Genomic DNA, 11,933 nt, shown 5'->3' with positions numbered 1-11,933 from the left:
AAAATGAGCGAATTATTCAGTAACGAAAACATTTTTATTAACCAATCAATGAAAGACCAAAACGAAGCAATCGAAAAAGCGGGACAAGCCTTAGTTTCAAGTGGTGCCGTGACAGAAGCATATATTCAAGCAATGAAAGACCGTGAACAAGTCGTTACGACTTTCATGGGTAATGGCTTAGCAATTCCACATGGTACTGACGAAGCTAAAACAAGTGTCTTAAAATCAGGATTAACATTAATTCAAATTCCTAAAGGTGTCGATTGGGACGGTGAAGAAGTTAAAGTCGTTGTCGGAATTGCAGGTAAAGACGGTGAACATTTAGATTTACTTTCTAAAATTGCAATTACGTTTAGTGAAGAAGAAAATGTTGAGCGTATTGTTAAAGCTTCATCTGCAGAAGAAATTAAACAGGTCTTTGAGGAGGCTGACGCATAATGAAAGCATTACACTTTGGTGCAGGTAACATAGGCAGAGGTTTTATCGGTTACATCTTAGCTGATAATGATGTTAAAGTAACATTTGCAGATGTGAACGCTGATATTATCAATGCTTTAGATGAAAAACAAGAATATGATGTCATTTTAGCTGATGAAGCTCAAACAACAACACGCGTGCATAACGTTGATGCAATTGATTCAGGTTCCCTTTCTGAAAGTTTGAAAGAAGCAGTATTAGAAGCAGACTTAATTACCACTGCAGTTGGCGTTAATATCTTACCAATTATTGCTAAATCATTTGCGCCCTATTTAAAAGAAAAAGAAACACCTGTAAATATTGTGGCATGTGAAAATGCTATTATGGCTACGAACACTTTGAAAAAAGCGATTCTAGATATAACTGGTCCTTTAGATGACCATATCCATTTTGCTAATTCAGCAGTCGATAGAATCGTGCCAATGCAAAAGAATAAAAATATTTTAGATGTCGTGGTTGAACCATTTTATGAGTGGGTTATAGAAAAAGATAAATGGTTCGGTCCAGAATTAAATCACATTAAATATGTAGATAACTTAACACCATATATTGAAAGAAAACTACTAACTGTGAATACTGGTCATGCTTACCTAGCTTATGCAGGTCGATACTTTAATCAGCCTACAGTATTAGATGCTATTAATGATGAGAATATTAAACATGATTTAGATAAAGTACTTAAAGAAACTAGCCAGTATATTACAAGTCAATTTGATTTTACAGAAAATGAACAAGCACAGTATGTTGAAAAAATTATAGGTCGTTTTAAAAATCCTAACTTATCGGACGAAGTTACGCGTGTCGGTCGTGGCACAATTCGTAAAATAGGACCTCAAGATCGTATCATTAAGCCATTAAATTATTTATATCAAAATAATTTAGAGCATGACGGTTTAGTTAAAGCAGCTGCATTGTTGTTAAAATATGATGACTCTAACGATCCCGAAACAGTAGAGAAAAATGATTATATTAAATCCAACAGCGTTGAAGCATTCTTAAAAAATTATGCTAAAATCGATGAACAATTAACTACAGAAATTGTTCAAGCATATAATGTACTATAATATTTTAAAATTGCTGTCAAATAGTAATAAAAAACTGGGAACAAGAGTTTTAACCTTGTTCCCAGTTTTTTTATTTTATCAAAAATTGAAATTTGTTTATTCGTCTAATCCCATTTTATCTTGTACCACGTCTGCTATTGTTTGCGCGAAACGTTGTGCATCTTCATCAGTTGAAGCTTCAACCATTACACGAACAAGTGGTTCTGTACCTGAAGGTCTTACTAATATACGACCTTCCCCGTTCATTTCTACTTCTACTCTTGTCATTACTTCTTGAACATCAATATTTTCTTCTACACGATATTTATCTGTAACTCGTACATTGACTAATGATTGAGGATATTTTTTCATTTGGCCTGCAAGTTGACTTAGACTTTTACCAGTCATTTTAATAATACTTGCTAATTGTACACCTGTTAATAAACCGTCACCTGTCGTATTATAATCCATAAGAACGATATGACCCGACTGTTCGCCGCCTAAATTATAATTACCTCTTCTCATTTCTTCAACAACATAACGATCTCCAACTTTAGTTTTGTTTGATTGAATACCTTCATTTTCTAAAGCTTTATAAAATCCTAAATTACTCATCACTGTTGAAACAATCATATTGTTATTAAGCTCACGATTCTTAGACATCGCTTGCCCAATAATAAACATAATCTGATCACCATCAACGATTTCTCCATTTTCATCAATAGCGATAAGTCTATCTCCATCACCATCAAAAGCAAGTCCAAAGTCACATTCAGATTCTACAACTTCCTTAGCTAATGTTTCAGGATGTGTTGAACCAACTTCTTTATTTATATTATAACCATCTGGATTACATCCAACTGTCACAGTATCTGCTTCTAAATCTCCGAATAAAAATGGCGCTAATGATGAAGTAGAACCGTTCGCTCCATCTAAGCCAATTTTCATGCCGTCTAGATTTACATCTACTGTTGATTTTAAATAACTGATATATTTTTGACTACCTTCAAAATAGTCAGAGCAATGAACGATATCTTCTCCAATTGGTCTAGGTAAGTCAGGATTATCTTGATCTAAAAGTGTTTCTATTTCTTGTTCTTGGTCATCTGACAATTTAAAACCGTCTGAACCAAAGAATTTGATACCATTATCTGGAACTGGATTATGAGAAGCAGAAATCATGACGCCTAAATCAGCTTCCATTGCACGAGTTAAATAAGCAACTCCGGGCGTTGATATAACACCTAAACGCATTACCTCTGCACCAATTGAAATAAGTCCAGCAATTAAAGCAGATTCTAACATTTCTCCGGAAACACGCGTATCTCTACCAACGAGTACTTTAGGGTGCTTTTCCCCTTCATTATGTGCTAATACGTAACCACCGTAGCGTCCTAATTTAAATGCAAGTTCAGGGGTAAGTTCTTTATTAGCTACGCCCCTTACGCCGTCTGTTCCAAAATATTTTGCCATTATATATATCTCCTTTATTTTAAAAAAATCTATTTGACTGTAATTGTTGCAGTTGTATCTTTAGGACTTACTTTAGTAACCTTATCAGGTACTTCAAACGTAATATCTTTTTCAGTAGAACCTGCCACATCATCCAAATCAATATTGGCTGTAATTTCATCAATATCTTCTAGATCTTCTTTATTACCATAAATTTCAACTTCCTCATTATCTAATTCGATATTATCTACTTCACGACCGTTTGATAATGAGCCTACTGTTTTAGTTTTTACTTTCACTTTTTTACTATAGTCTTCTACTTTCACACTTAGATTGACTTCATTTGGTTGAACCATCACATCAATTTTATTTAAGTTTCTATCAAATGCAGTAATTTGTGCAACATCTGTTGTGTTTTTAGAAATTTCACTTTTATTTTTATATGTTGCTTTTAAATAAGCAATTTTATCAATTTGATTTTTACCGCCAGTCACTTTAACAGTTTCTGGTGACACGCTCTGTTCACTCACTTTATATTCCGGATCCAAATCATTATTACTTACATCTGGTTCTACTTTTAATGTTTTACTTACTTTCTCTTCCAGATTTATGGTTGTTTCTTTCGGTTTCACATTATAATCAATATCTTTATTTAACCCATTCACTTGGAATTGTGTAGTATGCTTACCTGCTTTTTCTTCACTCAAGTCTAATACGGCTTTAATACTTTCACCATTTTCAGCCTTTAGTACTTGTGATTGTGGTCCAGATATTTCTACATCTACTTTATTTGGAACTTCACTGGCATACAATGATGTGTTGTCATACTTCACTTGAACTGGTACATCTTCAATTGTTTCTGAAGATTTCTGTCCTAAGTTATCAGCATTAAAAATATTGCCAAACATATTATTAACTGATAAGAAAAATATTAACGCTAATACAAGTGCTATTAACCTTAATCCCCACTTACTTTCTAGCATATTATTTCACACCTTTCTTGTTAAAGTGTGTGCCAAACCAATGTTCAGCCAATAATTCTTCAAAAGCTTCGTTAGAAATATCTTTTCTTAATTTACCATCAAATGTAACGGAAATTGACCCTGTTTCTTCAGAGACAATAACTGTAAAAGCATCAGACACTTCAGAAATACCAACTGCTGCTCTATGTCTTGTACCTAAGCTTTTAGCAATCTTGGCACTATCTGATAATGGTAAATAACTTGCAGCACTTGCAATTTTATTTTCTTGTATAATCATCGCACCGTCATGTAAAGGTGTGTTAGGCACGAACACGTTTGTTAAAAGTTCTTGTGATATTTCCGAGTTCATGGCAATACCAGTTTCGATATAATCTTGTAACCCTGTTTCATTTTCAAAAACAATCAATGCGCCAATACGTCGTTTTGCCATATACTGCACTGCTTTGGATACAGAGGATATAAGTTTTCCTTCATCACTATTTAAATTAGTTGAATAGCGTTTAAATAGACTTCCACGACCAAGTTGTTCTAATGCGCGTCTAATTTCTGGTTGGAATATTACGATTAAAGCTAACACACCCCATTGAATAACTAAATCAAACAATTTGGCTGTGGCTGTTAAATTTAACATTTTACTCACTTGTTGACCAATAACTATTACGACAATTCCCTTTAATAGTTGAATGGCTTTGGTACCTTTAAAAACTGTAATGAGAAGATAAAGTACATACCATACTATGAGCAAATCGAGTACACTTGCAATTATTTTCACTGTACTCCAGTCATCAAAAAAGTTGGATAAATCCATAACATCTCCTCCGGTTATCTGTTCCCATGATATATATTATACCAATCATAAAGCCAACTGTCATATTTAGTATTTAATTTTATTGTAAAAATTAAAAAAACTGATATGGATTTAATCCACATCAGTTTCATTACTAATTATAGAAGCGTTTCTCCAAAGAAACTACCTACTAAACCAACAGCTTGTTTAGCTGTATCATTGGTGTGATCTATTAATGGATTAACTTCAACTATATCCATAGAAGTTACACACTTCGAGTTATGTAATAACTCTAACGCAAAATGACTTTCTCTATATGTCAAACCACCTAAGACTCTAGTGCCTGTTCCTGGTGTTTCAACAGGATCCAACGCATCGACATCTAATGATAAGTGTATACCGTCTGTTTTAGCTTCTAGATACTCTATCGTTTCATCCATAACTTGTTTAATACCATATCGATCAACTTCCGCCATAGTATAAGTTTTAATATTATTTTCTTTTATGTAACGGCGCTCGCCATCGTCTAAGTCTCTCATTCCTATAAGAACGATATTTTCTGGCTTTACTTTAGGTGTATAATTTGAAATGTTAACTAAACGATCATCCCCGTCTCCAGCAAGCACACGTAATGGCATCCCATGTATATTCCCTGATGGTGATTCTTCAGGTACATTCAAATCCCCATGTGCATCATACCAAATAACGCCTAAATTATCATAGTGTTTACTTACGCCAGATATTGAACCTATAGCAATGGAATGATCTCCTCCAAGAATTAATGGGAAGTTATTTTTCTCAATACTATTCGATACAGCTTCACTTAAGTTATTAGAAACAGTAATAATTTCATCTAAATTTCGTAAGCCCTCTTGCTCTGAATTAAACTTATCTAAATCGATTGCTGGTACTTCAATATTACCAGAATCTTCAACGGATAAACCTATCGCTCTAATACGATCAACAATACCTGCATATCGTATAGCATCTGGACCAAAGTTAACCCCTAATTTCCTTTGACCATATGTTGATGGTGCTCCAATTATTTCTATTTTTTTATTCATGTTAAAAACCCCTTTGCTTTCATCTGTTACTAGAATAATCGAAAGCGCTTTATGTTTCAAGTTAATGTAATATCATAATTTTTTTATAAAATCGACATTTTACATATAAAACCAGTATAATGATTTATAATTCATAAAAAGGCCTTATATTAGCTTTTACATACTATTCTAATCATAAAAATGTATATAAATTATTTTGAATTTTCTTTATTATATTATCATTTAAAAATTTTTAGTAATTTTAATTTTCAACACAAAAAAAGCATTTCTCATAAGAGAAATGCTATAGAGTGAGCCATAGTGGGCTCGAACCACTGACCCTCTGATTAAAAGTCAGATGCTCTACCAACTGAGCTAATGGCTCTAAATGGCTGGGCTAGCTGGATTCGAACCAACGAGTGACGGAGTCAAAGTCCGTTGCCTTACCGCTTGGCTATAGCCCATTAATGGTGGAGGGGGGCAGATTCGAACTGCCGAACCCGAAGGAGCGGATTTACAGTCCGCCGCGTTTAGCCACTTCGCTACCCCTCCGCTATTAAATTAAAAATGGTGGAGGATGACGGGTTCGAACCGCCGACCCTCTGCTTGTAAGGCAGATGCTCTCCCAGCTGAGCTAATCCTCCAATATGTATGACCCCGACGGGACTCGAACCCGTGTTACCGCCGTGAAAGGGCGGTGTCTTAACCGCTTGACCACGGGGCCATATGGCTCCACAGGTAGGACTCGAACCTACGACCGATCGGTTAACAGCCGATAGCTCTACCACTGAGCTACTGTGGAATAATGAAATTGCCTGGCAACGTCCTACTCTTGCGGAACGTAAGTCCGACTACCATCGGCGCTAAGGAGCTTAACTACTGTGTTCGGCATGGGAACAGGTGTGACCTCCTTGCCATTGTCACCAGACAATGAACTGTATAAAAAATTATACATTCAAAACTAGATAGTAAGTAAAATTTGATAATGCCAAACAAAACACTTTTTAAATTTGATTAAGTCTTCGATCGATTAGTATTCGTCAGCTCCACATATCGCTATGCTTCCACCTCGAACCTATTAACCTCATCATCTTTGAGGGATCTTATAACCGAAGTTGGGAAATCTCATCTTGAGGGGGGCTTCATGCTTAGATGCTTTCAGCACTTATCCCGTCCATACATAGCTACCCAGCGATGCCGTTGGCACGACAACTGGTACACCAGAGGTATGTCCATCCCGGTCCTCTCGTACTAAGGACAGCTCCTCTCAAATTTCCTGCGCCCACGACGGATAGGGACCGAACTGTCTCACGACGTTCTGAACCCAGCTCGCGTACCGCTTTAATGGGCGAACAGCCCAACCCTTGGGACCGACTACAGCCCCAGGATGCGATGAGCCGACATCGAGGTGCCAAACCTCCCCGTCGATGTGAACTCTTGGGGGAGATAAGCCTGTTATCCCCGGGGTAGCTTTTATCCGTTGAGCGATGGCCCTTCCATGCGGAACCACCGGATCACTAAGTCCGTCTTTCGACCCTGCTCGACTTGTAAGTCTCGCAGTCAAGCTTCCTTATGCCTTTACACTCTATGAATGATTTCCAACCATTCTGAGGAAACCTTTGAGCGCCTCCGTTACTCTTTAGGAGGCGACCGCCCCAGTCAAACTGTCCATCTGACACTGTCTCCCACCATGATAAATGGTGCGGGTTAGAAATCCAACACAGCAAGGGTAGTATCCCACCAACGCCTCGACGTAAGCTGGCGCTCACGTTTCAAAGGCTCCTACCTATCCTGTACAAGTTGTACCGAATTTCAATATCAGACTACAGTAAAGCTCCACGGGGTCTTTCCGTCCTGTCGCGGGTAACCTGCATCTTCACAGGTACTATGATTTCACCGAGTCTCTCGTTGAGACAGTGCCCAAATCGTTACGCCTTTCGTGCGGGTCGGAACTTACCCGACAAGGAATTTCGCTACCTTAGGACCGTTATAGTTACGGCCGCCGTTTACTGGGGCTTCGATTCGTAGCTTCGCCGAAGCTAACCACTCCTCTTAACCTTCCAGCACCGGGCAGGCGTCAGCCCCTATACATCACCTTACGGTTTAGCAGAGACCTGTGTTTTTGATAAACAGTCGCTTGGGCCTATTCACTGCGGCTCTCCTGGGCGTTAACCCTAAAGAGCACCCCTTCTCCCGAAGTTACGGGGTCATTTTGCCGAGTTCCTTAACGAGAGTTCGCTCGCTCACCTTAGAATTCTCATCTTGACTACCTGTGTCGGTTTGCGGTACGGGCACCAAAATTCTAGCTAGAGGCTTTTCTTGGCAGTGTGAAATCAACGACTCGAGGAAACAATTTCCTCTCCCCATCACAACTTGACCTTAAGAGTGCCGGATTTGCCTAACACTCAGTCTCATTGCTTGGACGTACAATCCAATAGTACGCTTCGCCTATCCTACTGCGTCCCCCCATCGCTTAAAACGAAATTTGGTGGTACAGGAATATCAACCTGTTATCCATCGCCTACGCCTATCGGCCTCAGCTTAGGACCCGACTAACCCAGAGCGGACGAGCCTTCCTCTGGAAACCTTAGTCAATCGGTGGACGGGATTCTCACCCGTCTTTCGCTACTCACACCGGCATTCTCACTTCTAAGCGCTCCACATGTCCTTGCGATCATGCTTCAACGCCCTTAGAACGCTCTCCTACCACTGTCCTTACGGACAATCCACAGCTTCGGTAATATGTTTAGCCCCGGTACATTTTCGGCGCAGTGTCACTCGACTAGTGAGCTATTACGCACTCTTTAAATGATGGCTGCTTCTAAGCCAACATACTAGTTGTCTGGGCAACGCCACATCCTTTTCCACTTAACATATATTTTGGGACCTTAGCTGGTGGTCTGGGCTGTTTCCCTTTCGAACACGGACCTTATCACCCGCGTTCTAACTCCTAAGATAAAATTGATTGGCATTCGGAGTTTGTCTGAATTCGGTAACCCGATAAGGGCCCCTCGTCCAAACAGTGCTCTACCTCCAATAATCATTACTTAAGGCTAGCCCTAAAGCTATTTCGGAGAGAACCAGCTATCTCCAGGTTCGATTGGAATTTCTCCGCTACCCACAACTCATCCGCTCACTTTTCAACGTAAGTCGGTTCGGCCCTCCATTCAGTGTTACCTGAACTTCAGCCTGGTCATGGGTAGATCACCTGGTTTCGGGTCTACGACCAAATACTCAACGCCCTATTCAGACTCGCTTTCGCTACGGCTCCACATTAACTGCTTAACCTTGCATCAAATCGTAACTCGCCGGTTCATTCTACAAAAGGCACGCCATCACCCATTAACGGGCTCTGACTACTTGTAAGCACACGGTTTCAAGTTCTATTTCACTCCCCTTCCGGGGTACTTTTCACCTTTCCCTCACGGTACTGGTTCACTATCGGTCACTAGAGAGTATTTAGCCTTGGGAGATGGTCCTCCCGGATTCCGACGGAATTTCTCGTGTTCCGTCGTACTCAGGATCCACTCAAGAGTGAACAAACTTTCGACTACAGGATTATTACCTTCTTTGATTCATCTTTCCAGATGATTCGTCTAATTTGTTCTTTTGTAACTCCGTATAGAGTGTCCTACAACCCCAACAAGCAAGCTCGTTGGTTTGGGCTCTTCCCGTTTCGCTCGCCGCTACTCAGGGAATCGATTTTTCTTTCTCTTCCTGCGGGTACTAAGATGTTTCAGTTCCCCGCGTCTGCCTTCAGATATGCTATGTATTCACATATCGATAACACGACATAACTCGTGTTGGGTTTCCCCATTCGGAAATCTCTGGATCAAAGCTTACTTACAGCTCCCCAAAGCATATCGTCGTTAGTAACGTCCTTCGTAGGCTTCTAGTGCCAAGGCATCCACCGTGCGCCCTTAATAACTTAATCTTTTCGACCTTCAACACGATAAAATCGGTTGAAAACCTAAAATGTTATTAATCTGTGAGTGTTCTTTCGAACACTAGCGATTATTTCTATTTTTTTGAATTCAAGCTTTTTAAAACTCTAATTCACTCGGTTTTGCTTGGTAAAATCATAAATTTTACTTACATATCTAGTTTTCAATGTACAAAATAACGCAATGAATACTCGTAATGAGCATTCAAAACTGAATGCAATATGTCAATGTCATTCCTCTTCATCTTCTCAAGGAAGATGTTCCGAATATATCCTTAGAAAGGAGGTGATCCAGCCGCACCTTCCGATACGGCTACCTTGTTACGACTTCACCCCAATCATTTGTCCCACCTTCGACGGCTAGCTCCATAAATGGTTACTCCACCGGCTTCGGGTGTTACAAACTCTCGTGGTGTGACGGGCGGTGTGTACAAGACCCGGGAACGTATTCACCGTAGCATGCTGATCTACGATTACTAGCGATTCCAGCTTCATGTAGTCGAGTTGCAGACTACAATCCGAACTGAGAACAACTTTATGGGATTTGCATGACCTCGCGGTTTAGCTGCCCTTTGTATTGTCCATTGTAGCACGTGTGTAGCCCAAATCATAAGGGGCATGATGATTTGACGTCATCCCCACCTTCCTCCGGTTTGTCACCGGCAGTCAACCTAGAGTGCCCAACTAAATGCTGGCAACTAAGTTTAAGGGTTGCGCTCGTTGCGGGACTTAACCCAACATCTCACGACACGAGCTGACGACAACCATGCACCACCTGTCACTTTGTCCCCCGAAGGGGAAGGCTCTATCTCTAGAGTTTTCAAAGGATGTCAAGATTTGGTAAGGTTCTTCGCGTTGCTTCGAATTAAACCACATGCTCCACCGCTTGTGCGGGTCCCCGTCAATTCCTTTGAGTTTCAACCTTGCGGTCGTACTCCCCAGGCGGAGTGCTTAATGCGTTAGCTGCAGCACTAAGGGGCGGAAACCCCCTAACACTTAGCACTCATCGTTTACGGCGTGGACTACCAGGGTATCTAATCCTGTTTGATCCCCACGCTTTCGCACATCAGCGTCAGTTACAGACCAGAAAGTCGCCTTCGCCACTGGTGTTCCTCCATATCTCTGCGCATTTCACCGCTACACATGGAATTCCACTTTCCTCTTCTGTACTCAAGTTTCCCAGTTTCCAATGACCCTCCACGGTTGAGCCGTGGGCTTTCACATCAGACTTAAGAAACCGCCTACGCGCGCTTTACGCCCAATAATTCCGGATAACGCTTGCCACCTACGTATTACCGCGGCTGCTGGCACGTAGTTAGCCGTGGCTTTCTGATTAGGTACCGTCAAGATGTGCACAGTTACTTACACATTTGTTCTTCCCTAATAACAGAGTTTTACGATCCGAAAACCTTCATCACTCACGCGGCGTTGCTCCGTCAGACTTTCGTCCATTGCGGAAGATTCCCTACTGCTGCCTCCCGTAGGAGTCTGGACCGTGTCTCAGTTCCAGTGTGGCCGATCACCCTCTCAGGTCGGCTACGTATCGTTGCCTTGGTAAGCCGTTACCTTACCAACTAGCTAATACGGCGCGGGTCCATCTATAAGTGATAGCAAAACCATCTTTTACTTTAGAACCATGCGGTTCCAAATGTTATCCGGCATTAGCTCCGGTTTCCCGAAGTTATTCCAGTCTTATAGGTAGGTTACCCACGTGTTACTCACCCGTCCGCCGCTAACTTCAAAGGAGCAAGCTCCTTATCTGTTCGCTCGACTTGCATGTATTAGGCACGCCGCCAGCGTTCATCCTGAGCCAGGATCAAACTCTCCATAAATGAATTATGATGTTTGATTAGCTCATAAAATACTAATTTGTGTGTTATCTCTAACACGTTTGAACCAACAATTTAATGTTGTGTTCGGAATTAACGTTGACATATTGCAATTCAGTTTTCAATGTTCATTTGGATAATTGCTTTATTACTATACCATTTCAATTGACGTTGTGTCAATAAAAAATTAATATTCTTTAACAATCATTTAACATTACTTTAATAATATTAAAGTATTTCTTATAATGTTTCAAGTATATTTTTTACACTTTTTCGAAATTGAATTAAATAATGTTTTTGTCGTTTTTGACGACTTTTATATAATATCAATTCCACAAGAGAAAGTCAATACTTTTTTGTTTATTGTGATTTGTTA

Annotated in this window: 6 protein-coding genes, 6 tRNA genes and 3 rRNA genes; 2 read left to right on the top strand and 13 right to left on the bottom strand. The window is 40.0% G+C overall.

Annotation, left to right across the window (positions count from 1 at the left end; translation table 11 throughout):
* Nucleotides 1-3: 3 nt before the first annotated feature.
* Complete coding sequence (locus MHB47_RS04035) at nucleotides 4-438, top strand: PTS sugar transporter subunit IIA (RefSeq protein ID WP_340755273.1); 435 nt, start codon at nucleotides 4-6, stop codon at nucleotides 436-438.
* Nucleotides 438-1,541 carry a mannitol-1-phosphate 5-dehydrogenase gene (locus tag MHB47_RS04030; RefSeq protein WP_340755272.1) on the top strand — a complete coding sequence of 368 codons (1,104 nt, stop codon included), beginning with the start codon at nucleotides 438-440 and terminating at the stop codon, nucleotides 1,539-1,541. The genes MHB47_RS04035 and MHB47_RS04030 overlap by 1 nt, the downstream gene beginning before the upstream one ends.
* A 96-nt stretch (nucleotides 1,542-1,637) precedes the next feature.
* On the opposite strand, the gene glmM is transcribed toward MHB47_RS04030, so the two are convergent.
* From glmM to MHB47_RS03965, 13 genes are all read right to left on the bottom strand, one after another.
* Nucleotides 1,638-2,993, bottom strand: a complete 1,356-nt coding sequence (glmM, locus tag MHB47_RS04025; RefSeq protein WP_340755270.1) for a phosphoglucosamine mutase — start codon at nucleotides 2,991-2,993, stop codon at nucleotides 1,638-1,640.
* A 29-nt stretch (nucleotides 2,994-3,022) separates the two neighbouring features.
* A complete protein-coding gene (locus MHB47_RS04020; RefSeq protein WP_340755268.1) occupies nucleotides 3,023-3,955 on the bottom strand; it encodes a CdaR family protein in 933 nt (310 codons plus the stop codon).
* A gap of 1 nt (nucleotide 3,956) precedes the next feature.
* Complete coding sequence (gene cdaA / locus MHB47_RS04015) at nucleotides 3,957-4,763, bottom strand: diadenylate cyclase CdaA (RefSeq protein WP_002507018.1); 807 nt, start codon at nucleotides 4,761-4,763, stop codon at nucleotides 3,957-3,959.
* A 137-nt stretch (nucleotides 4,764-4,900) separates the two neighbouring features.
* Nucleotides 4,901-5,806: an arginase gene (gene rocF / locus MHB47_RS04010; protein ID WP_002507017.1), complete on the bottom strand. Its 906-nt coding sequence runs from the start codon at nucleotides 5,804-5,806 to the stop codon at nucleotides 4,901-4,903.
* Nucleotides 5,807-6,097: 291 nt separating this feature from the next.
* Nucleotides 6,098-6,170 (bottom strand) — tRNA-Lys (locus MHB47_RS04005).
* A gap of 4 nt (nucleotides 6,171-6,174) precedes the next feature.
* Nucleotides 6,175-6,249, bottom strand: a tRNA-Gln gene (locus tag MHB47_RS04000).
* A 4-nt stretch (nucleotides 6,250-6,253) separates the two neighbouring features.
* Nucleotides 6,254-6,337, bottom strand: a tRNA-Tyr gene (locus tag MHB47_RS03995).
* 16 nt (nucleotides 6,338-6,353) lie between these two features.
* A tRNA-Val gene (locus MHB47_RS03990) sits at nucleotides 6,354-6,429 on the bottom strand.
* Nucleotides 6,430-6,437: 8 nt separating this feature from the next.
* Nucleotides 6,438-6,509: transfer RNA gene (locus MHB47_RS03985), tRNA-Glu, on the bottom strand.
* A gap of 3 nt (nucleotides 6,510-6,512) precedes the next feature.
* Nucleotides 6,513-6,587: transfer RNA gene (locus MHB47_RS03980), tRNA-Asn, on the bottom strand.
* Nucleotides 6,588-6,598: 11 nt separating this feature from the next.
* Nucleotides 6,599-6,713 (bottom strand): 5S ribosomal RNA (gene rrf, locus MHB47_RS03975).
* A gap of 82 nt (nucleotides 6,714-6,795) precedes the next feature.
* Nucleotides 6,796-9,719, bottom strand: a 23S ribosomal RNA gene (locus MHB47_RS03970).
* Nucleotides 9,720-10,007: 288 nt separating this feature from the next.
* Nucleotides 10,008-11,560, bottom strand: a 16S ribosomal RNA gene (locus tag MHB47_RS03965).
* Together the 16S, 23S and 5S rRNA genes with 6 tRNA genes alongside form the textbook arrangement of a ribosomal RNA operon.
* Nucleotides 11,561-11,933: the final 373 nt, after the last annotated feature.

Source organism: Staphylococcus sp. FSL K6-3157 (assembly GCF_038005145.1).
GTDB classification, from domain to species: Bacteria; Bacillota; Bacilli; order Staphylococcales; family Staphylococcaceae; genus Staphylococcus; species Staphylococcus equorum.
The sequence above is the reverse complement of the archived record's forward strand: the minus strand, read 5'-3'. Positions and strand labels throughout refer to the sequence as shown.

Excerpts from the sequence above, each read along its gene's own strand:
- MHB47_RS04035 (WP_340755273.1), top strand. The coding sequence starts at position 4 with ATGAGCGAATTATTCAGTAACGAAAACATTTTTATTAACCAATCAATG.
- MHB47_RS04030 (WP_340755272.1), top strand. The coding sequence starts at position 438 with ATGAAAGCATTACACTTTGGTGCAGGTAACATAGGCAGAGGTTTTATC.
- glmM (WP_340755270.1), bottom strand. The coding sequence starts at position 2,993 with ATGGCAAAATATTTTGGAACAGACGGCGTAAGGGGCGTAGCTAATAAA.
- MHB47_RS04020 (WP_340755268.1), bottom strand. The coding sequence starts at position 3,955 with ATGCTAGAAAGTAAGTGGGGATTAAGGTTAATAGCACTTGTATTAGCG.
- cdaA (WP_002507018.1), bottom strand. The coding sequence starts at position 4,763 with ATGGATTTATCCAACTTTTTTGATGACTGGAGTACAGTGAAAATAATT.
- rocF (WP_002507017.1), bottom strand. The coding sequence starts at position 5,806 with ATGAATAAAAAAATAGAAATAATTGGAGCACCATCAACATATGGTCAA.